This is a genomic window from Methylocystis silviterrae (genome assembly GCF_013350005.1).
GTDB classification, from domain to species: Bacteria; Pseudomonadota; Alphaproteobacteria; order Rhizobiales; family Beijerinckiaceae; genus Methylocystis; species Methylocystis silviterrae.
The window spans coordinates 1-26,323 of the sequence record NZ_JABVWW010000015.1 but is presented as its reverse complement, the minus strand read 5'-3'; the positions used below and the strand labels follow the sequence as shown (position 1 = coordinate 26,323).

The 26,323-nt window shown below is 63.3% G+C and carries 24 protein-coding genes and 1 tRNA gene; 10 read left to right on the top strand and 15 right to left on the bottom strand.

The window, feature by feature from the left end; genetic code table 11:
- The first annotated feature begins 24 nt into the window (after positions 1-24).
- Positions 25-168, top strand: a complete 144-nt coding sequence (locus tag HUN39_RS14390) for a hypothetical protein (RefSeq protein ID WP_175095183.1) — start codon at positions 25-27, stop codon at positions 166-168.
- Between the two features lie 33 nt (positions 169-201).
- Here the strand turns inward: HUN39_RS14390 and HUN39_RS14385 are convergent, their stop codons facing one another.
- Positions 202-1,782: a peptide chain release factor 3 gene (locus HUN39_RS14385; RefSeq protein ID WP_175095182.1), complete on the bottom strand. Its 1,581-nt coding sequence runs from the start codon at positions 1,780-1,782 to the stop codon at positions 202-204.
- Between the two features lie 226 nt (positions 1,783-2,008).
- Here HUN39_RS14385 and HUN39_RS14380 point away from each other — a divergent pair, with 226 nt between their 5' ends.
- Together HUN39_RS14380 and HUN39_RS14375 are read left to right on the top strand one after the other, a co-directional pair.
- Positions 2,009-3,817 carry a family 1 glycosylhydrolase gene (locus HUN39_RS14380; RefSeq protein ID WP_232366106.1) on the top strand — a complete coding sequence of 603 codons (1,809 nt, stop codon included), beginning with the start codon at positions 2,009-2,011 and terminating at the stop codon, positions 3,815-3,817.
- Positions 3,810-4,349, top strand: a complete 540-nt coding sequence (locus HUN39_RS14375; RefSeq protein ID WP_232366105.1) for a hypothetical protein — start codon at positions 3,810-3,812, stop codon at positions 4,347-4,349. Before HUN39_RS14380 ends, HUN39_RS14375 begins: the two co-directional genes overlap by 8 nt.
- A 25-nt stretch (positions 4,350-4,374) precedes the next feature.
- Here HUN39_RS14375 and HUN39_RS14370 read toward each other — a convergent pair whose 3' ends face one another.
- From HUN39_RS14370 to HUN39_RS14340, 7 genes are all read right to left on the bottom strand, one after another.
- Positions 4,375-4,965 carry a DUF3501 family protein gene (locus tag HUN39_RS14370; RefSeq protein ID WP_175095181.1) on the bottom strand — a complete coding sequence of 197 codons (591 nt, stop codon included), beginning with the start codon at positions 4,963-4,965 and terminating at the stop codon, positions 4,375-4,377.
- Between the two features lie 155 nt (positions 4,966-5,120).
- Positions 5,121-6,467, bottom strand: coding sequence for a heterodisulfide reductase-related iron-sulfur binding cluster (locus HUN39_RS14365; protein ID WP_175095180.1), 1,347 nt, complete (start codon positions 6,465-6,467; stop codon positions 5,121-5,123).
- 152 nt (positions 6,468-6,619) lie between these two features.
- The gene (locus HUN39_RS14360; RefSeq protein ID WP_026223003.1) at positions 6,620-7,039 is read right to left on the bottom strand and encodes a rubrerythrin family protein; all 420 of its coding nucleotides are present in this window, start codon (positions 7,037-7,039) and stop codon (positions 6,620-6,622) included.
- A 154-nt stretch (positions 7,040-7,193) separates the two neighbouring features.
- Positions 7,194-8,204, bottom strand: coding sequence for a methyltransferase (locus HUN39_RS14355; protein ID WP_175095179.1), 1,011 nt, complete (start codon positions 8,202-8,204; stop codon positions 7,194-7,196).
- A gap of 42 nt (positions 8,205-8,246) precedes the next feature.
- The gene (der, locus tag HUN39_RS14350) at positions 8,247-9,647 is read right to left on the bottom strand and encodes a ribosome biogenesis GTPase Der (protein ID WP_175095178.1); all 1,401 of its coding nucleotides are present in this window, start codon (positions 9,645-9,647) and stop codon (positions 8,247-8,249) included.
- A 38-nt stretch (positions 9,648-9,685) separates the two neighbouring features.
- Entirely contained in the window at positions 9,686-10,471 is a 786-nt protein-coding gene (locus HUN39_RS14345; protein ID WP_175095177.1) for a tetratricopeptide repeat protein, read from the bottom strand.
- Between the two features lie 86 nt (positions 10,472-10,557).
- The gene (locus tag HUN39_RS14340) at positions 10,558-11,889 is read right to left on the bottom strand and encodes a PQQ-dependent sugar dehydrogenase (protein WP_175095176.1); all 1,332 of its coding nucleotides are present in this window, start codon (positions 11,887-11,889) and stop codon (positions 10,558-10,560) included.
- A 165-nt stretch (positions 11,890-12,054) separates the two neighbouring features.
- On the opposite strand from HUN39_RS14340, the gene HUN39_RS14335 reads away from it, so the two are divergent.
- Positions 12,055-12,864 (top strand): DUF72 domain-containing protein, encoded by an 810-nt coding sequence (locus HUN39_RS14335; RefSeq protein WP_175095175.1) that lies wholly within the window; start codon positions 12,055-12,057, stop codon positions 12,862-12,864.
- Between the two features lie 17 nt (positions 12,865-12,881).
- Here HUN39_RS14335 and HUN39_RS14330 read toward each other — a convergent pair whose 3' ends face one another.
- Together HUN39_RS14330 and HUN39_RS14325 are read right to left on the bottom strand one after the other, a co-directional pair.
- A complete protein-coding gene (locus HUN39_RS14330; RefSeq protein ID WP_175095174.1) occupies positions 12,882-13,994 on the bottom strand; it encodes an endonuclease/exonuclease/phosphatase family protein in 1,113 nt (370 codons plus the stop codon).
- Between the two features lie 86 nt (positions 13,995-14,080).
- Positions 14,081-15,643 carry an MFS transporter gene (locus tag HUN39_RS14325; protein WP_175095173.1) on the bottom strand — a complete coding sequence of 521 codons (1,563 nt, stop codon included), beginning with the start codon at positions 15,641-15,643 and terminating at the stop codon, positions 14,081-14,083.
- Between the two features lie 175 nt (positions 15,644-15,818).
- On the opposite strand from HUN39_RS14325, the gene HUN39_RS14320 reads away from it, so the two are divergent.
- From HUN39_RS14320 to HUN39_RS14305, 4 genes are all read left to right on the top strand, one after another.
- Entirely contained in the window at positions 15,819-16,451 is a 633-nt protein-coding gene (locus HUN39_RS14320) for a TetR/AcrR family transcriptional regulator (protein WP_175095172.1), read from the top strand.
- Positions 16,448-16,939, top strand: a complete 492-nt coding sequence (locus HUN39_RS14315) for a hypothetical protein (RefSeq protein ID WP_175095171.1) — start codon at positions 16,448-16,450, stop codon at positions 16,937-16,939. The genes HUN39_RS14320 and HUN39_RS14315 overlap by 4 nt, the downstream gene beginning before the upstream one ends.
- Before the next feature lie 77 nt (positions 16,940-17,016).
- The gene (rlmN, locus tag HUN39_RS14310) at positions 17,017-18,207 is read left to right on the top strand and encodes a 23S rRNA (adenine(2503)-C(2))-methyltransferase RlmN (protein ID WP_175095170.1); all 1,191 of its coding nucleotides are present in this window, start codon (positions 17,017-17,019) and stop codon (positions 18,205-18,207) included.
- Positions 18,208-18,597: 390 nt separating this feature from the next.
- Entirely contained in the window at positions 18,598-18,870 is a 273-nt protein-coding gene (locus HUN39_RS14305) for a hypothetical protein (RefSeq protein WP_175095169.1), read from the top strand.
- A gap of 13 nt (positions 18,871-18,883) precedes the next feature.
- On the opposite strand, the gene HUN39_RS14300 is transcribed toward HUN39_RS14305, so the two are convergent.
- Positions 18,884-19,387, bottom strand: a complete 504-nt coding sequence (locus HUN39_RS14300) for a disulfide bond formation protein B (protein ID WP_175095168.1) — start codon at positions 19,385-19,387, stop codon at positions 18,884-18,886.
- A gap of 17 nt (positions 19,388-19,404) precedes the next feature.
- Positions 19,405-19,983 (bottom strand): YqaA family protein, encoded by a 579-nt coding sequence (locus HUN39_RS14295; RefSeq protein WP_175095167.1) that lies wholly within the window; start codon positions 19,981-19,983, stop codon positions 19,405-19,407.
- Between the two features lie 131 nt (positions 19,984-20,114).
- Here HUN39_RS14295 and HUN39_RS14290 point away from each other — a divergent pair.
- A tRNA-Leu gene (locus HUN39_RS14290) sits at positions 20,115-20,199 on the top strand.
- Between the two features lie 152 nt (positions 20,200-20,351).
- Here the strand turns inward: HUN39_RS14290 and HUN39_RS14285 are convergent.
- The 3 genes from HUN39_RS14285 to HUN39_RS14275 all read right to left on the bottom strand — a co-directional run bounded on the left by HUN39_RS14285 (position 20,352) and on the right by HUN39_RS14275 (position 25,433).
- Positions 20,352-24,005, bottom strand: coding sequence for an HAD-IC family P-type ATPase (locus HUN39_RS14285; RefSeq protein ID WP_175095166.1), 3,654 nt, complete (start codon positions 24,003-24,005; stop codon positions 20,352-20,354).
- A 159-nt stretch (positions 24,006-24,164) separates the two neighbouring features.
- Complete coding sequence (locus HUN39_RS14280) at positions 24,165-24,575, bottom strand: ArsC/Spx/MgsR family protein (RefSeq protein WP_175095165.1); 411 nt, start codon at positions 24,573-24,575, stop codon at positions 24,165-24,167.
- A 135-nt stretch (positions 24,576-24,710) separates the two neighbouring features.
- The gene (locus HUN39_RS14275) at positions 24,711-25,433 is read right to left on the bottom strand and encodes an SIMPL domain-containing protein (protein ID WP_175095164.1); all 723 of its coding nucleotides are present in this window, start codon (positions 25,431-25,433) and stop codon (positions 24,711-24,713) included.
- Between the two features lie 134 nt (positions 25,434-25,567).
- Here HUN39_RS14275 and HUN39_RS14270 point away from each other — a divergent pair, with 134 nt between their 5' ends.
- Positions 25,568-26,251: a glutathione S-transferase family protein gene (locus HUN39_RS14270; protein WP_175095163.1), complete on the top strand. Its 684-nt coding sequence runs from the start codon at positions 25,568-25,570 to the stop codon at positions 26,249-26,251.
- The last annotated feature ends 72 nt before the right edge of the window (positions 26,252-26,323 follow it).

Below are 26,323 nucleotides of genomic sequence, written 5' to 3'. Positions count from 1 at the left end.
GCCGTTGAGCAATCGAGGACTGAAATGCAGAGTTTATGGTATAGTAGATATTATGAGGCTGTTCTGGTCGAGGCTCAACGATATGTGGAGCTGACCCAGAATCTCTTCATCATTGCGACGACGATCGCGCTCGTCATCGCCCTCTGGGCGCTTGTCAAAGGCGCATAGGCTTTTCGCCTTTTGTGGATTTCAAGCGCCCCGTCAGGCGCCTTTCTGATAGTCCTTCACATCCGAGAATATGATCGCCGGATTGCGCTCGGCGTCATAGTTGAGTTGGAACGCCGACGAGCTCATGAACACCGGCGACCCGTCGAGATCTTCGGCGATGCTGGAGCCGTTCGAATCGATGAAGCCTTTCAGCTTCGCTGGGTCGTCAGATGCGATCCAGCGGCAGATGGCGAAGCGCGGCTGTTCATAGCGCGTCTGCAATCCATATTCCCCCTCGAGCCGCGTCGCCAGCACGTCGAGCTGAAGCGCGCCCACGACGCCAACGATCGCGCCCGAGCCATCATGCGGCGTGAAGACCTGCACGACGCCCTCTTCCGCAAGCTGCTGCAAGGCTTCGCGCAGCTTCTTGGCCTTCATGGCGTCGCCGATGAGAATGCGGCGCAGGATTTCCGGCGCGAAGCTCGGCACGCCGCGAAAGACGATCTCTTCGCCCTCGGTCAGCGTGTCGCCGATGCGCAGTTGTCCGTGATTGGGCAGGCCCACAACGTCGCCGGCGTATGCTTCGTCGGCGATCGAGCGGTCGCGCGCGAAGAAGAACTGCGGCGCATTGATCGGGATATTCTTGCCCGTGCGAATGAGTTTCGCCTTCATGCCGCGCGTGAGCCGACCCGAGCAGACGCGCATGAAGGCGATGCGATCGCGATGGTTGGGGTCCATATTCGCCTGGATCTTGAAGACGAAGCCGGTCATCTTCGGCTCCTTCGCCTCGACCAGACGCTTGTCGGCCTCCTGCGCGCGCGGGCTTGGCGCATATTCCGCCATCGCGTCGATCAGATCGCGGACGCCGAAGTTGCGCAGCGCGCTGCCGAAGAAGACGGGCGTCAGATGGCCTTCGCGGAAGGCGGCAATGTCGAAAGGCTTGTTGCCTTCTTCGGCGAGCATCGCCTCCTCGCGCCATGCATCCGCGCCGTTTGGCAGGAGCGTGTCGAACAGCGGATCATCGAGGCCACTGGTTTGCAGCAGCTCGGCGTCCTCGTCGATCCGGCGCACAGTTTTCGTCGCGAAGCGGTAGGTGCCGGCAAAGCCTTTTCCCGAACCGATCGGCCAGGTGATCGGCGTCGCGTCGAGCGCGAGAGTCTTCTCGATTTCATCGATGAGATCGAAAGGATCGCGCGCCTCGCGATCGAGCTTGTTGATGAAGGTGACGATCGGAATGTCGCGCAGGCGGCAGACTTCAAAGAGCTTGCGCGTGCGCGCCTCGATGCCCTTGGCGGCGTCGATCACCATCACCGCGGCGTCGACAGCGGACAGCGTGCGGTAGGTGTCTTCCGAAAAGTCCTCGTGGCCTGGCGTATCGAGCAGATTGAAGACGCAACCACCGTATTCGAAGGTCATCACCGAGGTGACGACCGAGATTCCGCGCTCGCGCTCGATGCTCATCCAGTCCGAGCGCGTCTGCTGGGCGTTGCGCTTGGCCTTGACGGCGCCGGCAAGCTGGATCGCGCCCCCGAACAGCAGCAGCTTTTCGGTGAGCGTCGTTTTGCCGGCGTCGGGATGCGAGATGATCGCGAAAGTTCGCCGCCGCGAGACGGGGTCGTTGGTGGCGTTGTTCAAGGCCCTGGTCGTTTAAGAGGGAAATGCTGGAGACGACTTAGCGGCAAGCGCGTCCAGCCGCAATCCCGTAATTATTCAGCGCCGTGAGGCTCGGCTCGCACGCAGCTGAGCCGCCGCTGTGTCGGGGCGCGCAGCGCGCCGATCCTTCCGCAATGCCGGAACCTCACGCGTCGCGCGGGGTTGCGCTCAGGGGGCTAGCTCCAGATGTCAGCTCGAGGAGCAAAGCATGATCCGCCGAGTCGCATACGGTAAGGCGGTTTTGGCTGGCATGGCCGGAGCCGTCGCCTGGGAAACCATCGCCAGGCTGCTGATCCTGTCGGGCGCGCCGGTTTTCGACATCGTCGGCACGCTTGGCGCTCTCGCGCAGCCTTATGCCAGCGGATGGGCGCCTTGGGCGGTGGGATTGGCGCTGCATCTCACGGTCGGTGCGATCTTCGCCGTCTTCTACGCCTATTTTTTCTGGTCCAACTTGCGCGTTCGGCCGATGTTTCAGGGCCTTCTATTTTCATTCATCCCTATGCTCCTGGCCATATTCATCATGCGCCCGCAGTTCGAGCTGATGAATCCCTTCCTCGTCAGCGGCGCGTTGCCCCACTCGGGTCAGTTTGGGTTAGCGGGAGGCGTGAGCGGGCCGATCTCCATCGCGGCTGGACATCTGATCTGGGGCGCGACGCTCGGTCTCATTTACGTGCGGCCGGTCGGCTATCCTGTCGAACAACGGCCAAACCTCGGGTCTGAGCGTCGCCGTAGAACAACCCTTCAAGCGAAACTCCCCGATCCTCCTCCTGCAGACAGGTTCATGTTCGCAACAGGCGTCGAATGCAGCTATCCGACGCTCGATCGCGGACGCTGGCGCATGGACGAGATGGCCGCCTGCAGTCACTATCGCTACTGGCGCAAAGATCTCGAGCTGGTGCGGCAGCTCGGCCTTCGCTATCTCCGCTATGGCCCGCCGCTTCATCTGACCAACCCGCGCCGGGGCTGCTACGACTGGGCCTTTCTGGACGAGGTCGCCGCCGAGATGCGACGGCTGGGGATCATTCCGATCATGGATCTTTGCCATTTTGGCCTGCCGAACTGGCTCGAAAACTTCCAGAATCCGGAGACGCCGCAGGCGCTCGCCGATTACGCCCGGGCTTTCGCCCAGCGTTATGACTGGGTGCGCTTCTATACGCCGGTCAACGAAATGTACGTCTGCGCGAAACTCAGCGCGCTTTTAGGATTGTGGAACGAGCAAGCGCATGACGAACACGCCTTCGTCACCGCCGTCCGTCACCTCGCAAAGGCCAATGTGCTCATGATGCGCGCCATTGCGACTGAGCGACCCGACGCGATCTTCGTGAACAGCGAAAGCGGCGAATTTTTCCAGTCGTGCTGTCCCGATCCGAGGCTTTGCAAGATCGCCGACTTCGAAAACCAGCGTCGCTTTCTCGCCCTCGACCTGCTTTACGCGCATCCGGTGCGCGAGGACATGCGCGACTATCTCTTCGAACACGGCATGCCGCCCGAGGAATACGCCTGGTTCATGCGACAGGACGTCGGCAAGCGCGCTATTCTGGGCGTCGACTATTACGAATGGAACGAGAAGCTCGTCGACTCCGAGGGGCGCATTCAGGCGCTCGGCGAATTGTTCGGTTGGCATGTCATCGTCGATCAATATTACCAGCGCTATCGGCGGCCGATGATGCATACCGAGACCAATTGTCTGGACGCCCGTGACGCTCCGCGCTGGCTCTGGCGGCAATGGCACAATGTCCAGCTCATGCGGCAAAGCGGCGTGCCGATCGTTGGCTTCACCTGGTACTCGCTTACTGATCAGGTGGACTGGGACATCGCGCTTCGCGAGCCGCTCGGCAATGTCAATCCGGTCGGGCTTTTCGATCTCAACCGCGATCCTCGTCCTGTGGGACAGGCCTATCGCTATTTGATCAGTCTGTTCTCACAGGAGCTGAGCGAGGCGCCTCCGATCGAGACGGTCATCGACGACTGCCGCCAGCAGCGTGAACGCTCAACCGAGAGGCGGCGTCATGCTTAGCATGCTGCGTGCGCATGGACTGGACGCCGGCCCAACGCAGCGCCCGCTCTTGACCGGCTTTTTGACGAGCCTGCCCGCCGACGTTCCGGCTATCGCGACGTTGCACGCCTTCGGCACGCTCGGCGCCTTGACCGATGCGGCCAACATCTCAGCCGCTTCTGCGGTCCTGGCCGTTGTCGCCTGCTTGGCGCTTGGCGGCCTGCTCTATGGATCGCTCTTTCGGAGAGCCGCCAACGACCAGCGCGGGGGCTGGTTGTTTGGTTTGGCGTTCGGGTTCCTGTTGTGGATGTTGGGCCCAATACCTCTGCTGCAATGGCTCCCGGAGCGGCCGGTCTTGAGCGGTTACCCGGCAATGGGACTGCTGCTGGGGCAATTGATTTGGGGCCTGACGCTCGGGGTCGCCTTTCCGCTCGTTCATCAGCGGCTCCTGGGTGGGCTCGAGGATGAACCGCCGCAACGCTCAGAGTCGACTGGGCCACGAGCGGCCGCAGACCCGCATTTGAAGCGCAAGGCGCCCGAAGTAGAGCAATGAAGCGCTGAAGCGCAGGATCTTCGAACTAACTGAAATCCTCCGCCAGCGATGCCCGCGTCGCTTCCGACAACACGGCCATATGGCTGTAGTTGGGATGCGACAAGCCCAAAATCACGCGCGTGTTCGGCTCCCTGAACGCCGCAATCTGCGCCTCCGTAAAGGGAAAGTGCACGAATTGCACGCTGCTCGCCTTGCCTTCAGCCGTGGTGCGATCCTGATCCTGCTCGGCTTTGCCGGCAACGCGCTCGCCGCCGACTTCGATGGAGGCCGTCTCCTCCACGCCGCCGAGTTGCGCCAATACGCGCGCCCGCCGCAGCGCGTCGTCGATCTCGATCATGAAGGTCGCGACAAGCTCTTTGCCCTTGGGGATGAGCGGATTATAGGCTGCAAGTTCGTCGGCGATCTGCGCCTCGCCGCCTTTTTCGATATGCAGCATCTCCTGCACCTGCAGCCACATCGTATCGAAATTCTCGAAGTAGAAGGTGACGTAAGGGCCGACCTCAACCCGGCGATGCCGCTTGAGCGCCGTGATGCGCTTTCGATGTTCCGCCCGGTCCTTGGCGTATTCCGCCCAGGGGAGGATATCGGCGCGGGTCAGTTCGTGACGTGTCGTCATCTTTTTGATGCTCCATCAACCTGAGCGCTCATGCTGAGGAGCATCCGGGGGATGCGTCTCCGAAGCACGAGGGCGAGGCATCCTATGCAAATTTTTCCTCGCCCTTCGAGACGCGAGCTTCGCTCGCTCCTCAGGATGAGGAAAAAACCCGACGTTTACGCGCCCGTAAGTCCATAAGCTCTCGCCATCAGCACGATCGGATGGCCGACGCGTTCCGGTCTCGGCGTCTCGCCGCCAAGCGTCTCGATCTCCTGTTCGATATGCAGTCCGGCGAGCGGGCATTCGGAAACGACGTGCTTCTTGTCGGCGTTCTGCAGCTGCCGCGCGGCGGGCTTGCCCACCTTCATCGCCGTTTCGAAATTGCCCTTCTTGTAGCCCCAGGCGCCGCCATGACCCGAGCAGCGCTCGACCACGGCGACATCGGCTTGCGGGATCAGCGCAAGCAGCTCCGCCCCTTTCTGGCCGATATTCTGGGCGCGCGAATGACAGGAGACATGGAAGGCGACGCCGCCATCGAGTGGCGCCATGCCTTCGGCCAGCCCCTCTTTGCGCGCGATGTCGACGACATATTCGGAAAGGTCGAATGTCGCCTCAGCCAGACGCTTGACGCTTTCGTCCTCCGGCAGAATCAGCGGCCATTCGAATTTCAGCATCAGCGCGCAGGACGGCACCGGCGCGACAATGTCGTAGCCCTCGTCGATATAGGGCGCGAAAGCCGCGGCGACCTTGCGCGCCGCCTCCGCCACTTCGTCGAGCATCCCCTGTTCGAGTTTCGGCATGCCGCAGCAGGCGGGATGCACGACTTTCGTCTCGACGCCGTTCTTTGCGAGCACGGCGAGCGCCGACATGCCGATCGACGTGTCGTTATAGTCGCCGTAGCAGGTGGCGTAGAGCACGGCCTTGCGCGCCTTGGCCGGCGCCGACTCGTCGCGCATCGGCGGATGCGACGCGGCCTGCGCTTCAAGTGTCTTGCTGGCGTATTTTGGCAGCTCGGCGTTGCGATCGACGCCCGCGACTTTCTCCTCGAGGCCGCGCATCGTTGTATTGTCGCGGCGCGTCGCCCAATTGGCCGCGCCTGAGATCAGCGTCGCCCATTTGCCGTAGCGGTCAGTGTCGGCAAGCGCGCGATCGACGGCGGGCACGCCGTTCTTCTTCGCTTCGACCGCGCGGTAGCGCAGGATCAGATGCGGAAAGTCGATGTTGAACTCATGTGGCGGCACATAGGGGCACTTCGACATGAAGCACATGTCGCAGAGGGTGCAGGCGTCCACGACCTGTTTGAAATCCGCGCTCGCGACCGTGTCGAGCTCGCCGCTTTTCGACTCGTCGATGAGATCGAAGAGCCGCGGGAACGAGTCGCACAGATTGAAACAGCGCCGGCACGTATGACAAATATCGAAAACCCGCCGCATTTCCGCGTCGAGCTTCGCATCGTCATAGAAATCGGCGCTGCGCCAATCCAGCGGATGCCGGATCGGAGCCTCGAGACTGCCTTCTCTCATGATGGTCCTGTGGTGGGAACGCCGGACGCCCCTCTCCCGCTTGCGGGAGAGGGTGGCTTGCGAAGCAAGCCGGGTGAGGGCAGCCCTCATCCGACCCTTGCTACGCAAGGGCCACCTTCTCCCGCTCCGCGGGAGAAGGACTCAACACGCCCTTACTTCAGCTCGTCCAAGGCGCGCTGGAAGCGGCCGGCATGCGAACGCTCAGCCTTGGCGAGCGTCTCGAACCAGTCGGCGATCTCCTCGAAGCCCTCGTCGCGGGCCGAGCGCGCCATGCCGGGATACATGTCCGTGTATTCGTGCGTCTCCCCGGCGACCGCGGCCTTGAGGTTATCGGCGGTCTTGCCGATCGGCAGGCCGGTCGCAGGATCGCCGACGGTCTCCAGGAACTCCAGATGGCCATGGGCGTGGCCGGTCTCGCCTTCGGCGGTGGAGCGGAACACGGTGGCCACGTCATTGTAGCCCTCAACGTCGGCCTTTTGAGCGAAATAGAGATAACGGCGATTCGCCTGCGATTCGCCGGCGAAGGCGGCTTTCAAATTTTCTTCGGTCTTGCTGCCCTTGAGCATAGCCATTTTCTTGCCTCCGAGTATTCGAGTCGGCGCGGCCGTCAGGCCGCGACACAGGAATTAGAATAATTCAAAACTAGCTTCTGTCCAACCAAAATCCAGCGCGGCGGCGCGGGGATTCGTCGCAGGCGCCGTGGACGCGTTCGCGCGCGCGGCGGCTCTATTTGACGCCGACCACCATGGAATCCGGCCCCGTCAGATGCTCGACTCGGGAGCTGGAGAACCCGGCTTCCTTCATCCAGCCCTCGCAGTCGGCCCCCGTAAAGTCGAAGCCGCCATCGGTCTCGATCAGCATATTGAGGCTCATCAGCAGGCCGAAAGCGTTCTCGCGACGATCATTATCGATCATGGCTTCATAGACGATGAGCGCGCCGCCTTCTGGGAGGGCGTCATAGGCCTTCTTCAACAGCAGCCGCTTTTGCTCAAGATCCCAGTCATGAAGGATGTGCCCCATGATGATGACGTCGGCCTTGGGCAGATCGTCCTTGAAAAAGTCGCCGGGGTAGAACCGTAGTCGCTCCGCGAGCCCATTGGCGGCGAAAAATTCCTCGAATATCGGTCCGACTTGGGGAAGGTCGAAGCCGCCGCCCGAAAGATGTAGATGCGCCCGCGCGATTGTGACGGGGACCATGCCCTGCGCGGCGCCGACGTCGACGAAGGTCCGATAGTCCCGCCAGGAGAATTTGTCGGCGATCGCCTGGGCGGCGCCGGCGCTCACGCCGCTCATCGCGGAGAGGAAGCCACGCAGACGTTGCGGATCGGCGTAGAGGGCCGCGAAAAGATCGCTGGCGTCCTGATCTTCGCTCTGTCGGCGACCCGTTTTCAGCGCCTCCGACAGGCGCCCCCAGCTCTCATAGAGACGCGCATTGGCCATCTCCAGCAGCCCGCCGACATAGCTCGGCCGACCGCGCACAAGAAAAAAATCCGTCTCGGGCGTATTGGCGTAACGCCCGTTGGCGTCGCGCTCCAACACTTTCATCGCCACGAGCGCGTCGAAAAAATCGCGCGCGGAGCGTTGGTGCAACCCGAGCTTCGTCGTCAGCGTCGCAAGGTCGGCGGGGCCGTCGGCGAGAGCGTCGAAGACGCCGAGCTCCACTGCCGAGAGCAGCGCCTTGGCGTTCCAGAACGACATGCCGAGAGCGAGAAGTTTTTCAGGAGAAGGCTTGAGCATGGCGCCACAATCTCGTGAGCGGCGTCATGACACAAGAGTCGCTCAGCCCTTGTGACGTCCTTCGAAGGGGTTCTCCCCCGCCTTTTTTGAAATCCTGATTGGCACGCCGGGCAGGTCGAAGGTCTTGCGCAGACCGTTGATCAGGAAGCGCTCGTAACTCGTCGGCAGCTCGTCGAGCTGATTGCCGAAAAGCACGAAATGCGGCGGCCGCGATTTGGCTTGCGTCATGTAGCGTATCTTGATGCGCCGCCCGGAAACCGCCGGCGGCGGCGTCTCCTCGATTTGCGTCAGCAGCCATCGATTGAGGCGCCCCGTGCCGATGCGCTTGTTCCAAATTTCATGAACCGCGAGGATCGCTTGCATGAGCTTGTCCAGCCCCTGCCCCGTCGCGCCTGACACCGGAACCACCGGACAGCCGCGCAGCTGCGCCAGCAGGCGTTCTGCGTCTTCGCGCAACTTGATCAGCGTCGCGCCGCGGTCCTCGACGAGGTCCCATTTGCCGAGCGCGATGACGACGGCGCGCCCCTCGCGGGCCGCGAGGTCGGCGATGGAGAGATCCTGCTTCTCGAAGGGGATCGTCGAATCGACGAGCAGCACGACGACTTCCGAGAACCGCACGGCGCGCAGCGCGTCGGCGGCCGACAGCTTTTCCAGCTTGTCGACGACGCGGGCGCGCTTGCGCAGACCGGCCGTGTCGAAGAGCTTCATCTTCCGGTCGCGCCACACGAAATCGACGGAGATCGAATCGCGCGTGATTCCCGCTTCGGGTCCCGTCAGCAGGCGATCCTCGCCGAGAATTCGGTTGATGAGCGTCGATTTTCCGGCGTTGGGCCGACCAACGACCGCGATCCGCAGCGGCTTCGTGACATCGAGGTCGCTGCCGTCCTCTTCGTCGTTGCGCAGATTTTCTTCAATGGCGACGTCGTCTTCGAAAGGCTCGGCGGTCTCCTCGGGCAGAGCCTCGCGCAGCGCGTCATAGAGCGCGCCCATGCCTTCGCCATGCTCGGCGGAAAACGGCACGGGATCGCCAAGACCCAGCGAAAAGGCCTCGTAGACGCCTGGACCGCCGGCCTTTCCTTCCGCCTTATTGGCGATCAGGATAACCGGCTTGCCGGCGCGACGGACGAGATCGGCGAAATATTTGTCGTCGGGCGTGACGCCGGCGCGCGCGTCAATGAGAAAGAGAATTGCGTCGGCGGCGAGGATCGCGCTCTCGGTCTGGGCGCGCATCCGCCCTTCCAACGTCGGGCCGGAGCCTTCCTCCAACCCGGCCGTGTCAACGATGGTAAAGCGCAGATCGGCGAGCTTGGCGTCGCCCTCCCGGCGATCGCGGGTGACGCCGGGACGATCGTCGACAAGCGCCAGCTTCTTGCCGGTCAGCCGGTTGAACAGCGTCGATTTGCCGACGTTCGGCCGGCCGATGATCGCGAGCGAAAAGGACATGACTCGTTTCTCGCTGCGCTGCCGCGCCCCTACGCCAACTATTTCGAGGGCTTCACCTCGAACGGCGCCTCGCCGGACGATGCGGCGCCTTCCTGTTCCGGCTCGATCACCGGCGTCACGGTGACATTGCCGCCGCTCGCGGCTCCCCCGGCCCCCGCCGTCGGCGCCGCCGCCGGCTTGGGTCCGCGTTTCGCGTGCAGCAACCCCTGATAGGCCGCGGCCCGCTGTCGCATGGATTGCGGAGCGTCGCGATCGCTGAGCAGAATGTTGAAGTCCCTTTCGGCCTCTTCGAAATCGTCATTGGCCAGCGCGTCGAGACCATTCCATTCTTGCGCCGAGAAGCGGAAAGCGCCCTTCGACGTCATCATGGGTCCGAGCGCGCGTTCCATTTTCTGGCGGTCTCCGCTCTCGAGGATGATCAGCGCGGCGCGCAGCAGAGCGACTTCCTGATTCAGTTTGTCGACATTCTTGTCGTCGGCGATCGCCTCCAATTCTTGGAGCGCGCGCGCCCTGTCCTCGCGCAGTTCCGCAGCCCGGATGCGCGCGAGCGTCGCATAGCCTTTGGGACCGTCCTTGGCGAGCGCCTCGAAAGCGGCCGCAGCCTCTTGAGCCTTGCCTTCGTTGGCCAGCGCGACCGCAGCTTCAAAGCGAGCATTCGCGGCTTCCGCCAATTTCTGACGGTTGGTCTGATAATAGCTCCAAGCGCCGGTCGCAGCGACGATCAGCACGGCGAAGATCAGGATCGGCGTGTGATAGCGCCGCCAAAGCTCCGCCGCCTTGTCGCGCCGGACGTCTTCATCGACCTCATGGAAAATATCGGACATGTGCGCCAGACCCTTGACTCCGCCCGAGAAAACCGGACTGACCGCAGCCGTTAGCACAGGCGGCGGCCAAATGCGAGCGAAGCCGGCTATTCCGCTTGCTTCTTGGCGGCGCTCGCCCGCCACACGACGCCGCCGACGTCGTCGGCCACCAGCAGTCCGCCGCGCTTATCGACGATGACGCCGACCGGTCTGCCCCGCGCTTCGCCGCGCTCGTTCAGAAAGCCGGTCAGCACCTCTTTGGGGGCGCCGACCGGCGCGCCATTCTCAAACTTTACGAAAATGACGCGGTAACCCACGCGGGGACTGCGATTCCACGATCCGTGCTGGCCGATGATGGCGCCGTTCTGGAACGGCCCGAGGTTCGCGTCGCCGACGAAGGTGAATCCGAGCGAAGCGGTATGCGAGCCGAGCGCGTAATCCGGCCGGATCGCCTGTTTGACGAGTTCCGGATCTTGCGGCTGCACGCGCTCGTCGACATGCTGTCCGTAGTAGCTGTAGGGCCAGCCGTAAAAGGCTCCCTCCTGGACCTTCGTCATGTAGTCGGGCACGAGATTGTCGCCAATCTCGTCGCGTTCGTTCACCGCGACCCAGAGGTCGCCTGTCGCGGGATTCCAATCCATCCCGACGGGGTTGCGCAGTCCCGAGGCGAAAACCCGCGTGTCGCCGGTCGCCGGATCAATCTCCAGAATGTCGGCGCGGTTATGCTCTTCCTCCATGCCATTCTCGGCGACATTGGAGTTGGACCCGACGCCGACGTAGAGACGCGAACCCACAGGATCGGCGACAAGGCTCTTGGTCCAGTGATGATTGCGTCCCGCGGGCAGATCCGCGACCTTTTCGGGCGCCGCTTCGATGCGCGTATCGCCTTCCTTATATGGAAAGCGCACAAGCGAATCGGCGTTGGCGACATAAAGCTGATCGCCCACCAGCGCCATGCCGAAAGGCGAATTTAGATTCTCCAGAAAGACCTCCTTCGTCTCGGCCACGCCATCGCCGTCTGCGTCGCGTAGCAGCGTGATGCGGTTGGCGCTCGGCTTATCGGACCCGGCCTGGCGCATATAAAGGCCCATGAAGAAGCCGCGAACGCCGCCGCCTTCGTTTTCGGATTTTGGCGGCGCATCGGTTTCCGCGACAAGGATGTCGCCGTTTGGCAATTCATACAGCCAGCGCGGATGATCGAGCCCCGTCGCAAAAGCTTCAACGCCCAGCCCCTCGGCGGGCGTGGGTTTTTCAGCGCTTGGCCAGCCCACGGCGCGCGCGATATTCACGTAAGGAAAGGCGCCGGTCGGATGCGGCTCCGGCAGCGTCGGATTGGGTCCGTAGCCAGCGCTCTCCGGCATTTCGGGGCCGCGATCGCAGGCCGCGAGCGCGATTGCGGTCAGCGCGAATAGAAATCTCCCGAAAAAATTCGCCGCCATGGCGCCTCCTCCCCAAACGAATCCCGGCAAACACGAGAAGCCGCAGCTTCTCACGATCGACAGCCGGCGACGAAGACAAATATGTTGTCGATGACGCCGCTAAAAATGGCGCAGCGGGGACAAGTCTCAAGCCCTCGCCAGTCGACACGCGAGGCTGCAGCGCAAATGAGTCAAAAGACGGGACGCGTCTATGTCGGCGTCGGCGGCTGGAATTACGCCCCTTGGCGCGAATCCTTTTATCCCGCCGACCTGCCGCATAAGCGGGAACTCGAATATGCCAGCCGTAGGCTCACCTCCATTGAAATCAACGCCACATATTATCGCACGCAGAGCGCCGCGAGCTTCGCCAAATGGCGTGATGAAACGCCCGAAGGTTTCATCTTCAGCGTCAAGGCGCCGCGCTTTGCGGTGATGCGAAAGGCGCCAAAGGAGGCGAGCGAATCGATCGAGCGCTTCTTTAAGAGCGGGGTTATGGAGCTTGGAGACAAGCTCGGACCCATCTTGTGGCAGTTTCTCCCCACGAAGAAATTCGACGCGGCGTTCTTCGAAGCCTTTCTTTCGCTGCTGCCGAGGAACATTGGCGGACGGTCGCTGATGCACGCCATTGAGCCGCGCCATGAGAGCTTCAAGACGGCCGAGTTCATCGCGCTGGCGCGCCGACATGGCGTCGCCATCGTCATCGCTGGCGATGCAAAATATCCGCTTATCGCCGATCTGACGGCGCCCTTCGTCTATGCGCGCATCATGGGAACGCTGGAGGCTGAGCCGAAGGGTTATGACGCCGCCGCTCTCGACGAATGGGCGCAGCGCGCGCGGCGTTGGGCGAGCGGCGCTGCGCCGAGCGAGTTCAACTATATTGCGGAAACACAACGGAAGGCGGCGACGCCGCGAGACGTGTTTCTCTATGTCATCAGCGGCGCTAAGGAACGCAATCCGGCCGCCGCCCTGGCGCTGATCGAGCGACTCTCCCGCTAAGGCAGGGTGGAACCGCTCTAAAGGTCTATGTCCACCCATATCGCCGCATGATCCGACGCTGCATCCTCCTTGCGGGTGACTTCCGGATAGGCCTCCCAGCGTTTGGCCCGCGCGCCAGGCCACATGCCTTTGCGAAACACGCCGCCGCTCGTGACTCTGTCGAACAGCGCCGGCGACAGCAGAATGAAGTCGATCTTGTTGTCCGCGGCGCAACTGCCGTAAGTGCCTGGGAAACCGCCGTCGTCAAATTTCGGATGCAAAAAGATGTCCTTCAGATCCGCCCCTTCGATGAGAGGACTCAAAGGTTCGCTGTCCGGCGTGTCGTTGAAGTCGCCCATCACGACGATGTTCCTGATCCCCATGGCAACGCGTTCGTCGTAGATTTCAGCGACGCGTTTCGCCTGCGCGCGACGTTTGGCGTTCGATGATTGCTGCGAGCCGAAACCCTTGCTCTTGAAGTGATTGAGCATCACCAGGAGGCGCGCGCCGGACGGCGCCGTCACCTCGAACTCGGCGCAGTCCCGGGAAAAGATCGGATTCCGCTCGTCCAGCATTTCGTCGACGTGGCTGCGCAGCGCGCCGATGGGAAACCCCTGCCTGGCCAACAGGCCGACGTCGATGCCGCGCGTATCGTTGCCGTCGATCACCATCGCATGGCGGAATGTCTCGCCGCCGAGCGCAGCGACGACGTCCGCGTTGAAATCCCGCAGCACCGGCCGGCTCTCGACTTCGACGACGCCGAGAACGTCCGCCTCGACATCTCGCATCACTCGCGCCGTATTCCTCATCGCCTGTTCGTCAACGGGCTCGTCGCGCAATTCCAGCGAGCCGACCCAATCGGCGCGCCCGCTCGCGACAATCTGAATGCCGCCCGACTTGGGGCGTTTGATCAGTCCGCCCCTATTACGCCGCAGAATGACAAAATCGCCGACGTCGGATTTTTCCAAATCAAGTTCAATGACAAGTTTCGCCATGCGCGTCTTGTCGGCGGCGCTGTACGAAGGCTGCGCCAGCAACGTACTCAGTTCCGCGAAACGTTCGAGAATAGGTTTGCCTTGCGAAAAGCTCTTGAGATTCATTGCGCGTGCGCGATCGAAAAGATTCTCGACGTTGTATGAGGCGAGTCTCATGAAATCCCCCGTGCGCAAAAAACTACAGTATGCGCTGGAGGCTAAAGCTCGACGCGCGCCGTGACAAGCGCATGACGGGCGACATGCTACGCCGGGGCCGAACTCGGCTTTTCACCTGAGCCCTCCGCCGACGGAGGACGCGCTTGTTTGAGCGCAATCTTCGTCGCGAACGCCGCGCCGACAAGCCCTAAGGCGCCCAACAAGGCGGTCGCCTGAAAACCGGCGCAGAAGGCGTCGCGCGCGGCGGAGAGCGTCCGCTCCGCCTGTTCCGGGGGCAAGAATTTGACCGCATCCGCCGCGCCGCCAAGCGTCGCTCCGGCAGCCCGAGCGACGTCCGCCGGAAGCCCCGCGACGACGCCGGCCATTTTCGCTCGATAGATCAGCGTGCCGAGACTGCCGAGCGCGGCGATGCCAAGGGCGCCGCCAAGTTCAATCGCCGTTTCCGACAAGGCTGACGCCGCGCCCGCGCGCTCGGGCGGCGCCGATGTGACGATGATTTCCGTCGTCAGCGCGATCACCGGCGTGAAGCCGACGAGAAGCAGAGACGATAGAAGCACCCCGTAGAATCCGCCGGCAAGCGCGAGGCCGACGAATCCAGCCGCGGCGACGATGAGTCCGCCGGCGAGAAGATTGACGGGCGTGATGCGGCGCGCCAGCGCGGGCGTGGCGAAGGAGCCGATCATGAAGACGATCGCCGACGGCGTCGACCACAGCCCTGCATCGAGCGGCGTCAAACCAGCAACGAGCTGAAAATACTGTGCGAGCAGAATGAACGACCCGAACATGAAGAAGACGCCGAGCATGTTGATGCAAAGCGCGGTGTTCAGCGACCGCGAGCGAAACAGCGCGAGATCGATCAAAGGATCTTCAAGCCGCGCCTGTCGGCGCAGGAACAGGAGCGCGAGCGCGACGCCTGCCGCCATCGCTCCGATCGCGTCGGCGCCGAAGCCCGCCTCGGCGGCGCGCTTCAATCCGTAAACGAAGGACAGCACCGCCGTGAGCGACAGAAGCGCGCTGGCGAGATCCAGCCGGCCCGCGTCGGGATCGCGATATTCCGGCAGTAGCATCGGCCCGAGCACAAGCAGAAGGACCATCACCGGGACGCCCGCGAGAAAGACCGAGCCCCAGCCGAAAGACTGAATGAGCGCACCGCCAACAAGCGGCCCGATGATGGCGCCGGCGGAGAAGCTCGAAATCCACATGCTGACCGCAAAGGTCCGTTCCGACGGATCGCGGAACATGTTGGCGAGCAGCGACAGCGTCGACGGCGCGAGGGTCGCTCCCGCGACGCCAAGCGCGGCGCGCGCAAAAATCAGCATCTGCGCCGATTTCGAGAAAGCCGCCAGGATCGATACGGCGCCGAACGCCGCGGCGCCCAGCAGCAGCACCTTGCGCCGGCCGAGGCGATCGCCGAGCCCGCCCATGATCATCAGGAAGCCGGACACCATGAAGCCATAGATGTCGATGATCCACAAAAGTTGCGACGCGCTCGGCCGCAGCTCCGCCGTCAACGCCGGAATGGCGAGATTGAGCACCGTGAAGTCCATCGCGTAGACCAGACAGGGCAGAGCGAGGACGGCGAGCCCGATCCACTCCCGGCGCGTCGCCTTGAGCGGAGAATCGGATGCGTCTGGCGCGGCGCTGTACAAGGAGTCGCTCCGTCGGCCTCTTGGGCGTGAGCGCGCAGCATTTATCGTTTTTGAAGGGCGACATCAAGGAACGCCCCCCGCCCTGCGTGGCAGCGAGCCACGAAAGCACGATCGAATCTTGAACATCGCGACGAGCCGCTTGACAGGCGCGATTAGCAATGTCAGTCAATATGACATGACATCATATGAACTGACATCACTTCGCGAGACTCATAAGGATCATACGCGAACGCGTATTCTCGACGCCGCGATCGACGAGATGCGCGAGTGCAAACTGAACGCGCTCACCATCGCCAAAGTGGCTGAGCGGGCGAAAGTGACCGAACGAACCGTCTACCGTCACTTCCTGACACGCGAGGATCTCTTGAAGTCGGTCTGGCCGCGCATGCAGGCGCGTGTGGGCAGTTCGGGATTTCCGCAGACAGCTGATGAATTGATCGCCACGCCGCTGCGGCTGTTTCCTCGATTTGATGAAGAAGAGGGGCTGATCAGAGCGTCGATCTCATCCGAAACCGGACGCGAAGTGCGCTTAAGCTCGAACCCGCAGCGTCAGGCGGCGATGCTCGCCTGCGTCGCTGACGCGTTGCCCGAGATGGACGACGCCGCCAAACGCCGGCGGGCCGCGATCGTCCAGCTGATTGACAGCGCCTACGCCTGGTCGGTCCTTAGGGATTTCTGGGGATTGGACGGCGCAGAGGCTGGCCGCGCGGCGTCAGAAGCGATCGCCGTCCTGCTGGGTCGCCACTCGGCTGCGGACGAACGCAATTTTTCACCCGAACGCAATTTTATACATGGAGAAGAGAAATGACCTGCATCGCCCACGCTTCCGTACCGGCGGACAATCCGGAGGCCGTCGCCAAAGTGCTTGCGAAGATCATGCAGGGCGAAGCAACGCCCTTCCCTCCAGCAGGGCCGAGTTCCTGGATGGCTTGGTCGGGCGACGGCGAAGTCGAGCTTGAGATCGCGCCGCGCGGACATGTGCTGGCCTACGGACCTGACGAAGGTTATTGGACGCCGCAAAATCAAGGAACGCGTCTTTCCGAAGCGCACCTTGCCATTTGCGTGGCTCGGCCGGCGGAGGAGATCATCGCTATCGCGACACGGGCCGGCTGGCCGGCGCGGGCTTGCGACCGCGGCGGCGGATTGTTCCAGCTTTCGGAAGTGTGGGTCGAAGGCGCATTCATGCTGGAATTCCTGGACCCGGCGCAGACCGCGCGCTATCGCGAGGTTGTGACGCCGGAGAACTGGAAGCGCTTCCTGCAGTCGATGCAGAACGCGGAAGCGACCGCCGGCTGATCCGCGCTGACGTCGCGGGCGGCCTCTCAAAAAATTGCGCGAAGGCATGATATAAGGGACGCTGTTCCGAGGACTTCATGAGCCTATCCGATCTTTCCGCTGCGCCCACGATGACGCTTAAGCCTTCGCTCGCCGGGATGAGCCGCGCCGAGATCGGCGACGCCTTGCGCGCCTTCGGCCTGCCGGAGCGCGAGATCCGCATGCGCGTGTCGCAGATCTGGCACTGGGTCTATTTCCGCGGGGCGCGCGACTTTGGCGAGATGCTGAATGTCTCCAAGGCGATGCGGGCCCAGCTCGCGGACGCCTTTGCGCTGCGCCTTCCAGAGATCATCGAGGAGCAGATTTCCGTCGACGGCACGCGCAAATGGCTGCTGCGGCTGCAGCCGGTCGACGCCTTCGACAAGGGCGCCGAAGTCGAATGCGTCTATATTCCGGAAAGCGACCGCGGGACGCTTTGCGTCTCCTCTCAGGTCGGCTGCACTTTAAATTGCAGCTTCTGCCACACGGGCACGCAGCGGCTCGTGCGCAATCTGACGACCGCCGAGATTGTGGGGCAGTTGCTCGTCGCCCGGCAGCGGCTCGGCGATTTTCCCGATCGCGACCGACCGACCGACGGGCTGGTGCCAGCGGGCGAAGGCGTGCGCGCCGTCTCCAACATCGTCTTCATGGGCATGGGCGAGCCGCTCTACAATCTCGACAATGTCATGGCGGCGGTCGAGGTCATGGCCGACGGCGACGGGCTGTCGCTGTCCAAGCGCCGCATCACCGTCTCGACCTCGGGCGTCGTGCCGCAGATTGAGCGTCTGGGCGCCGAATGCGGGCCGGCCTTGGCGATTTCGCTGCACGCGGTGCGCGACGAGCTGCGCAACGAGCTTGTGCCGCTGAACAAGAAATATCCGATCAAGGAGCTGCTGCAGGCTTGCCGCGATTATCCCGGCGCCTCGAACGCAAGGCGCATCACCTTCGAATATGTGATGCTGAAGGGCGTGAATGATTCGCCCGCCGACGCCAGGGAGCTGGTGCGGCTCCTGAAAGGCCTGCCGGCGAAGATCAATCTCATCCCCTTCAATCCTTGGCCGGGCGCGCCATACGAATGTTCGGATTGGGAGACGATCGAGCGCTTCTCGGACATTGTCTTCAACGCCGGTTACGCCAGCCCGGTGCGGACGCCGCGCGGGCGCGACATTCTCGCGGCCTGCGGACAGCTGAAGAGCGAGACGGAAAAGCTGCGCGCAAGCGCCAGAATGGCTGCGCAAGGCGTCCAGTAGGGACGCCGCGGGGCGGTGCGAATCCATGGCCCATGTGGCCCTTCTAGGCGATTCAATCTTCGAAAACGGCGCTTATACAGAGGGCGGCCCCGCCGTCATTCAGCAGTTGCGGGAGAAGCTCCCTTCCGGCTGGCGCGCGACCCTCGCCGCCCAGGACGGCGCAACAACGGCCAATGTGGTTTCGCAACTCGCTAAGCTCCCCCGCGACGTGGACCGGCTTGTGCTCAGCGTCGGTGGAAACGACGCTTTGCGGCAGGCGGACGTTCTCAAGGCCCCGGTATCCCGGTATCAAGCAGCGCGCAGGCGCTTCAGCTCATCGGCAATGCGGTCTCGGGCTTTGAGGCGGCCTATCGCGCCGCGCTGCGCCCCTGTCTTGAGGCTGACCCACGCATGATCGTCTGCACCATCTACTGGGGCAATTTCGAGCCGGATTTTGCCCGCGGCGCGAGAATCGCGATCGCACCATTCGGTGACGCCATCATTCGCGCCGCGGTGGAATTCGGCTTGACCGTCATCGAGCTCCGGCTCGTCTGCGACTCTGCGGCCGACTACGCCAATCCAATCGAGCCATCGTCGCAAGGCGGAGAAAAAATCGCCGCCGCCATCATGCGCGCGATGACGCCCGACTCCGCCGTAGGGTGCTCGGCGCGTGTCATCGGATGAATATGGGACGCTTTCAGCGCCTGGCGGCATAGCCGGCGAGCGCGGCCAGCGCCGCGGAAATCGCGACATTCCAGTTCGCCAGCGTCAGGCCGAAAATCCATAGATTCGGCTCGTCACAGCGCACGACCTTCACGGATTGAAGTTGCTTCATGAAATCGGCGACCGACGGCGCGGTCGAAAGCGGCCCGGAACAGTCCGGCGGCCCGGCGAAAATCTTCCATTCGACGCCCGAATGGTAGATCGAAAGGATAGCGTTGCCGGCGAAGAGCAGCGCCATCAGCAAGAAGGCGCCGCGCGCGAATCCGCCCCGCCCTGTTTGCGCGGCGAAGGCGGCGAGCGGCGCGAGCGCGAACGCCGCGTAATAGGGCACGCGCTCCTTGTAACAGAGTTCGCACGGCAGATAGCCGAGCGACTCATAGGCGAAGGCGCCGCCGATCGCCGCAACGGCGGCGGCGAGGATGAGGAGCGATGCGTTGCGCGGCTCGAAGACGCAATGAACGACGCTGCGCCATTCCATTCGACAGACTCGCACGCTTAAAACATCTTTGCCGCAAGCGCGAAGCCGGCGACGACGATCACCGCCAGCGACGCGATGAAAAGTCCGAAGTGGCTCTCGAGCTTCGAGCGGATCGGGTCGCCAAAGCGATTGATCGCCGCAGCCAGCACGAAAAACCGCGCCCCCCGCGTCACCATCGACAATACGATGAACAGCGGGAAATTATAGGCGAGAAGCCCCGAGACGATGGTCACGAGCTTAAAGGGAATGGGCGTGAAGCCCTTGACCAGAATGAAGATCGCGCCCCACTGCGCGTAGAAGGCGCGCAGCGCCTCCATCTTCTCGCCGTAGCCGTAGAGATTGATCAGCCACTGGCCGATCGTGTCATAGAAGAGCGCGCCGAAGGCATAGCCGAGCGCCCCGCCCGCGACGGAAGCGATCGTGCAAATGCCTGCGAAATACCAGGCCTTCTTCGGCTCGGCGAGCGTCATCGGCACGAGAATCACGTCTGGCGGCACCGGGAAGAAGGAACTCTCGGCGAAAGCGATTGCGCCGAGCGCCAGGGGCGCATGCCGGCTCGCGGCGAGCGACATGGTCCAGTCGTAGAGCTTTTTCATCTGTTCCCGGGGTTGGCGCGACGCGCTGCCCGCGCATAGCACGTAAGCGTTGAAGAAAGAAGTTTCGCGGGTTGACGGGCGCCGCGCCGCCGCTAATATCCGCGCCGCTTCGCCGGCTTCCCGCCGGCCGGGCCCCTGTGGCGGAATTGGTAGACGCGCTCGACTCAAAATCGAGTTCCGCAAGGAGTGCTGGTTCGACTCCGGCCAGGGGCACCAAGGATTCATCGAACGGGGGGATAGGACGTCCGTGGCGGCGGCTTGCGCCATGGCGGCGGCTGGGACCGCGGTCGCCACTGGGGCGGCGGCCATGGCGGCTGGCCCCGCACCGGCGGCGACGCTCCCAGCGTCAACCGGCCCGGCGCCGCGGCTCAAATTTCTTCTTCGCCTAACGTCGCGGCACGCTCCTCGATGTCGATCCGCGCCGACGCCGCCATTCCCGGTCGAAGTGCGAGGTCGGAATTCTCGAACTCAACCACCACGTCGACCCTCGCGCCCGCTTGCGGCGTCGCGGGGCGGCGCACCTCGGTCACCTTCCCTGAAAATGTCCGGCCAGGGACGGACTCGCTCGTCAGCAGCGCCTTGGCGCCCGGCGCGATCGTCAGGGCGCCCTCCCCCTCCGCCATCCCCCGAAGGCGAACGGTCTTGGCGTCGCCGATCATGAACAGCGGCGCGCCCGTTTCAACGCGCGCGCCGACAGCAGCCCTTCGCTCTATGACGAAACCTGCGACCGGCGCGACAATCGCGGCGCCGACTCGATCCGCCTCCGCCTTCGTCACCGCCTCCCGGCGCAGAGCGACTTCCGCTTCGGCGCGCTCGACTTGCGCCCGCGCCCGCGCCAGAGCGCGACGCGCCGCGCTCAGCGCCTTGCGGCTGGCCGCGCGACGCCCTGACCGCGCCTCCCGTCTGTCGAGATTCGCCTGCGCCCTCGCCTGCGCGCGCTCGCGCCGCGTCAATTGCCGCTCAGCGGCCGCCAGAGCGCTTTTCTCGCGCGCCAGAGTTTCGTCGGAGGAAGATGGCGCAAGCGTCGCGCAGGTTTCGCCCTTCTCCACTTGCGCGCCGACGTCACAAGAGAGCGTCACGACGACGCCCGCCGCAGGCGCATTGATCGGCGTCTGCGCGACCGGGGCGATCACGCCGCTGACGTCGATCGTTCGGCCAGCTGACGCTTCTTCGCGCGTGAGACTGACGCGCGTGTGAAGATAGAACGCGCCGCTCACGACAATGATGAGCAGCCCCAATAAACCGGCGACGACAGGTCGGACCCAGTCGCCAGGCGCGACGACGGCGGCCGCGCCGGTCGTCGCAGGAACGCCACGGGCCGCGGGAGCTTTTGTCCGCGAATGGAAAATCGCTTTCTCAACTTCGACGAGCAGGAACAGCACGACGCTCGCGCCAGCGATATGCCACCATATCTCCAGGTCGAGCGGCGTGGTGTTGAACAGCGCCTGCATAAAGGGCGCGTAAGTGAACAAAGCCTGCAGCGCGACGACGATGGCGACGGAGATCAGCACGGCGCGGCTGCCGAACAGACCCTTCCACGAGAGCGACGACTCGGAAAGGAAACGCGCGTTGAAGAGATAAGCGACTTCGCAGGCGACGAGCGTATTGACCGCGACCGTCCGAGCGCTATCGAGCCCCATGCCGCGCGCCTTCTCTAATTCATAGAGACCGAAGGTCGCGATCAGCATCAGGAAAGAAACGAAAACGATACGCCAGACGAAATAGCGGGACAGGATCGGTTCGCCCGACGGGCGCGGCGGACGCAGCATGACGCCCTTGGTCGGCGGCTCAAACGCGAGCGCGAGGCCGAGCGTGACCGCGGTGATCAAATTGATCCACAGGATCTGCACCGGGGTCACCGGCAGGGTCTCGCCCATCGCGATCGCCGCGATCACCGTGAGGCCCTCGCCGCCATTGGTCGGCAAGATGTAGAGGATGGTCTTTTTCAAATTTTCGTAGACGACGCGACCCTCATGCACCGCATGCACGATCGATGCGAAATTGTCGTCGGCAAGCACCATCTCCGCGGCCTCTTTCGCCGCCTCGGTGCCTTTGACGCCCATCGCTATGCCGATGTCGGCGCGCTTTAAGGCAGGCGCGTCGTTGACGCCGTCGCCGGTCATCGCGACGACTTCGCCGCGCTTCTGCAACGCCTGAACGAGTCTCAGCTTATGTTCGGGACTGGTGCGCGCGAACACCGTCGTGGCGCTTGCCGCCTCGCCGAGCTCCTCGTCGCCTATCGCGTCGAGATCGCGTCCGGTGAGCACTGAATCCGGACGGTTGAGTCCGAGTTCGCGGGCGATGGCGATCGCCGTCGCGGCGTGGTCGCCCGTGATCATTTTGACGGACATGCCGGCGATCGCGCATGCGCGGATCGCATCGACGGCCTCGGGGCGCGGCGGATCGATCAGGCCGATGAGACCGACAAAGACGAGTCCGTTTTCAACGTCGCCGAACGCGAGTTGCTGCTGACCCTCTTCGGCTTTCTTGGAGGCGACCGCCAAAACCCGCTGCCCGCGCGTGGCCATCTCGATGATGCGGTCGAGCCAGCAGGCGCAATCGAGCGGACGCTGCTCTCCTCGCGCGCCCTGCTCCCAGAAGCACATTTCGAGCAGCCGCTCAGGCGCTCCCTTGACGAAAATGTACCCAGCGCCCTCATGGTCGTGATGCAGCGTCGCCATGAAGCGATGCTGAGACTCAAAAGGAATCTCATCCGTGCGCGGCAGCTCCAGCGCCAGTTTTTCCAGGTTGACGCCGCCTTTGACGGCGGCGGCAAGCAAGGCGCCTTCGGTCGGATCGCCCTCGACGCTCCAGGTGCCGTCCTTCTCGCGCAGCACGGCGTCGTTGCAGAGCGCAAGAGGGCGCAAAGCCGCGGTCAGGTGAATGTCCTCGCGCACCACGACGTCCTTGCCATTGCGCAGGAAGCCGCCATGCGGATCGTATCCCGACCCGGTCGTGTCGTAGACGCCGCCGGAGATGACGATCGAGCGCACGATCAACTCGTTGAGCGTCAGCGTGCCGGTCTTGTCCGAGCAGATCGTGCTCACGGCGCCGAGCGTCTCGACCGCCGGCAGTTGGCGGATGATCGCCTTGCGCCGCGCCATACGCTCCACGCCGATCGCCAGCGTAATGGTGATGATCGCCGGCAATCCTTCCGGGATCGCCGAAACCGCGAGCCCGACCGCCGCCATGAACATCTCGCCGGCGTCGAAATTCCAGACCAGCGCGCCAAAAGCGAAAACGGCGGCGCACACGACCAGAATGACGACCGTGAGCCAGCGCGCAAACTCATCCATGCGCTGCAATAAGGGAGTGGTAAGCGTCTCCACCTCGGACAGCATGGCGTTGATGCGACCGATCTCGGTCGCGGCGCCCGTGGCGACGACGACGCCCGTTCCCTGACCGTAGGTCACGACGGTCCCCGAATAGGCCATCGGAGCCCGATCTCCGAGCGGCACATCCGCCATGACCGGCGCCGGGTCCTTGTCGACCGGCAGCGACTCGCCGGTGAGCGCCGACTCCTGCACTTTGAGAGATTTGACCCGGATGAGACGGATGTCAGCCGGAATTTTGTCGCCCGATTGGACATAGACGATGTCGCCAGGCGCGACATCGGTCGCGTCGATGACGACGCGCTGCCCGTCTCGAATGACCGTCGCATGCAGCGACAGCATGTTGCGGACAGCCTCCATGGCCTCTTCGGCCTTGCCCTCCTGAATGAACCCGATGATGGCGTTGATGACGACGACCGCGACGATGACCGCGGTGTCGATCCAGTGTTGCATGAGCGCCGTGACGAAGGAGGCGGCGAGCAGCACATAAATCAATACGTTGTGGAACTGCAGCGCGAAGCGCATGAGCGCGCTGCGCCGCCTGCCGGCCGGAAGGCGATTGGGGCCATGGACGGCGAGTCGTCTTTGGGCTTCAGCCTCGCTCAAGCCCAAACGCGTCACGCCCAGGCGCTCAAGCGCCGCATCGGCGCCGATCGCCCAATATTCCTTTCCTTCCGCCGAAGGCTGCATGCTTAGGGCTCCTCCTCCGCGGCTTCCCCCACGGTCACCGCCGGCCGCGCCCATTCAGATGGCTGCCGGACGGCCGAACCGGCGTCCTTTTTACATTATGGCTTATCTGGAGAGGTTTAGCAGCGCCGCGCGCGCGGCGGCGAGTCGCCGTTGAGCGGGCTAGAAGGAGTCGTTGGCGATGGAGCGCACGCACACGTCGCTGACCGTTTCATCGGTCCGCTTCAACCCGATCCACGCGTCGACCGCTGCCGAGTCGAAACCCGCCTCGCAATGATCGCCGATGCGCATCAGCGGGCGACGGATGAGCACCGGATCGAGCATCATCATCACCAATGCTTCCTGCGGCGTGACTTTCTCGATGTCGATTTCGCCGGATTTGATGCGCGGCGAGGCGGCGTTAAACCATTCCGGCAACGGCTTGGAGCCGAAATAGGGACGCAGGCTCGACGGGCTCCAGGATTCGGTCAGAAGATCCCGAACCTCGACCTCATGTCCAGAGGCGACGAGCAGCGCCTTTTGCCGCGCATTGCCGGCGCAGCCTGGCTTTTCGTAAAAGATCACATGAGCCATCCGCGACCCCTCACATTGCGGCCCACCAGTCGCAGACACGAGCTTAGCGTGAAATTGTGCAGCGCGATACGGCTTCAAGCGAACAAATTGCGAGCAGCGGCGGGGGCTTTCGCCGCTTCGACGGGCAGACGCAAACTAGCGCGAGAGTCCCCAGACCATGTTCACGCGCGCCGAGAGACGCTGCAGCCCGGGACGCAAAGGAATCTCGGCGGCTCCGGGAGCCCCGGCGGCCTTCGCCGCATAGTCGCGGGGGCGCGCGTCGATCTCCTCGAGCGGACGAATTTCGATCACGCGGGAAAGCCGCAATCCGGCCGCCTCCGCATAGATCTTCGCCTGCCGCTCCGCATCCTTGACCGCTTCGCGTCGCAATGCGTCAAGCCGTTGCTTCGGATGCGCGATTTCGAAATCAATGCCTTCGAAGCTGTTAACGCCCTTATCAATCAGACTGCCAGCGATTTCGCCGGCCTTTTCGGTCCGCGTCACCCGCACGCTCAGATCGCTTCGTGCGCGGAAAAACTTTTGTGATGTCTTGGGTTTGCCTGTCTTGGGGTCTCGCTCTTCGATGGTGACGGGCGCGAGCGTTACGCCTTGTGTCTGCACTTCAGCGTCGGGAACGCCAAACTTTTTGAGCTCGGCGAGAATAGCTTCTACCGCGCGCGCATTTTCCGCCGCGGCGTCGGCCGCCAGCGGCCGTTCGGTGACGACGCCGAACCGCAAGATCGCCAAGTCGGGCGCGACATCCTCGTAAGCCTCGCCAATGACGGAGAGATTTGGAACGCCGTCCTTCAGCGTATCGGCGTTCCCCGCGGCCACGAACAGCATCAGGCCGAGCGAAAGTGCTAAGAGCAAACGAATCATGGCATATCCTAGCAAAAGCTGCGCGCTAAAAAGCTCATCAAAGCCGTAAAACCGCCGGCTAGCGGCGCTAACTCAAACCAGCATACAGAAGGCGGCGCCCCGATCGTCGCTTCGCGTCCGCTCGAAAAGGCCTCATGCCCACGCTTTATCATCACCCGCTCTGCCCCCATTCGCGATTTGTCCGGCTCGTCCTCTCCGAATATGGAATAGACGCAACGCTCATCGAGGAGCGCGTGAGCGACCGCCGCCCAGAATTTCTCGCGCTTGATCCCGCCGGCCGCACGCCGGTCTTCGTTGACGATAACGGCCTTGTCGCGCCCGGCGCCAATCTCATCGCCGAATATATCGACGAGACCTATGGCGCCGAACGCGGCGCGCAACGGCTCCTGCCGCAGGAAATGGCGGCGCGCATTGAAACGCGTCGACTGGTCGACTGGTTCAACGTCAAGTTTTTCGACGAGGTCACCAACTGGCTGATCACGGAGAAGGTTTACAAGCGCTTTGCGCCTCCGGGCGGCGCGCCCGATATGGACGTGGTGCGTGTGGCGCGCGCCAACATCCGGCACCATATGCGCTACATTGGCTATCTCACCAATGCGCGCAACTGGCTCGCGGGCGATCGTTTGACGTATGCCGACTTCGCAGCGGCCGCGCATATCTCCTGCGCCGATTATCTTGGCGATGCGCCGTGGGACGAGGATGAGGCGGCGAAGCACTGGTATCAACGCATCAAGTCACGCCCCGCGTTTCGTCCGCTGCTGTCGTATCGGGCCCCAGGACTTACGCCGGGTCGATACTATGCGGAACTGGATTTCTAGGGCTCGGACCTATAAAGTTGTTGGCTTGGGCGCGATGTCGTGATTCACAGCTTCCGAAAGGAAGCGCCAATG

Coding starts and splice junctions, on each gene's coding strand:
- HUN39_RS14285 (WP_175095166.1), bottom strand. CDS start 24,005: ATGCAGCCTTCGGCGGAAGGAAAGGAATATTGGGCGATCGGCGCCGAT.
- HUN39_RS14340 (WP_175095176.1), bottom strand. CDS start 11,889: ATGGCGGCGAATTTTTTCGGGAGATTTCTATTCGCGCTGACCGCAATC.
- HUN39_RS14320 (WP_175095172.1), top strand. CDS start 15,819: ATGACATCATATGAACTGACATCACTTCGCGAGACTCATAAGGATCAT.
- HUN39_RS14360 (WP_026223003.1), bottom strand. CDS start 7,039: ATGGCTATGCTCAAGGGCAGCAAGACCGAAGAAAATTTGAAAGCCGCC.
- der (WP_175095178.1), bottom strand. CDS start 9,647: ATGTCCTTTTCGCTCGCGATCATCGGCCGGCCGAACGTCGGCAAATCG.
- HUN39_RS14345 (WP_175095177.1), bottom strand. CDS start 10,471: ATGTCCGATATTTTCCATGAGGTCGATGAAGACGTCCGGCGCGACAAG.
- HUN39_RS14280 (WP_175095165.1), bottom strand. CDS start 24,575: ATGGCTCATGTGATCTTTTACGAAAAGCCAGGCTGCGCCGGCAATGCG.
- HUN39_RS14375 (WP_232366105.1), top strand. CDS start 3,810: ATGCTTAGCATGCTGCGTGCGCATGGACTGGACGCCGGCCCAACGCAG.
- HUN39_RS14275 (WP_175095164.1), bottom strand. CDS start 25,433: ATGATTCGTTTGCTCTTAGCACTTTCGCTCGGCCTGATGCTGTTCGTG.
- HUN39_RS14315 (WP_175095171.1), top strand. CDS start 16,448: ATGACCTGCATCGCCCACGCTTCCGTACCGGCGGACAATCCGGAGGCC.
- HUN39_RS14300 (WP_175095168.1), bottom strand. CDS start 19,387: ATGGAATGGCGCAGCGTCGTTCATTGCGTCTTCGAGCCGCGCAACGCA.
- rlmN (WP_175095170.1), top strand. CDS start 17,017: ATGAGCCTATCCGATCTTTCCGCTGCGCCCACGATGACGCTTAAGCCT.
- HUN39_RS14355 (WP_175095179.1), bottom strand. CDS start 8,204: ATGCTCAAGCCTTCTCCTGAAAAACTTCTCGCTCTCGGCATGTCGTTC.
- HUN39_RS14305 (WP_175095169.1), top strand. CDS start 18,598: ATGATCGTCTGCACCATCTACTGGGGCAATTTCGAGCCGGATTTTGCC.
- HUN39_RS14380 (WP_232366106.1), top strand. CDS start 2,009: ATGATCCGCCGAGTCGCATACGGTAAGGCGGTTTTGGCTGGCATGGCC.
- HUN39_RS14335 (WP_175095175.1), top strand. CDS start 12,055: ATGAGTCAAAAGACGGGACGCGTCTATGTCGGCGTCGGCGGCTGGAAT.
- HUN39_RS14270 (WP_175095163.1), top strand. CDS start 25,568: ATGCCCACGCTTTATCATCACCCGCTCTGCCCCCATTCGCGATTTGTC.
- HUN39_RS14330 (WP_175095174.1), bottom strand. CDS start 13,994: ATGAGACTCGCCTCATACAACGTCGAGAATCTTTTCGATCGCGCACGC.
- HUN39_RS14365 (WP_175095180.1), bottom strand. CDS start 6,467: ATGAGAGAAGGCAGTCTCGAGGCTCCGATCCGGCATCCGCTGGATTGG.
- HUN39_RS14370 (WP_175095181.1), bottom strand. CDS start 4,965: ATGACGACACGTCACGAACTGACCCGCGCCGATATCCTCCCCTGGGCG.
- HUN39_RS14390 (WP_175095183.1), top strand. CDS start 25: ATGCAGAGTTTATGGTATAGTAGATATTATGAGGCTGTTCTGGTCGAG.
- HUN39_RS14295 (WP_175095167.1), bottom strand. CDS start 19,983: ATGAAAAAGCTCTACGACTGGACCATGTCGCTCGCCGCGAGCCGGCAT.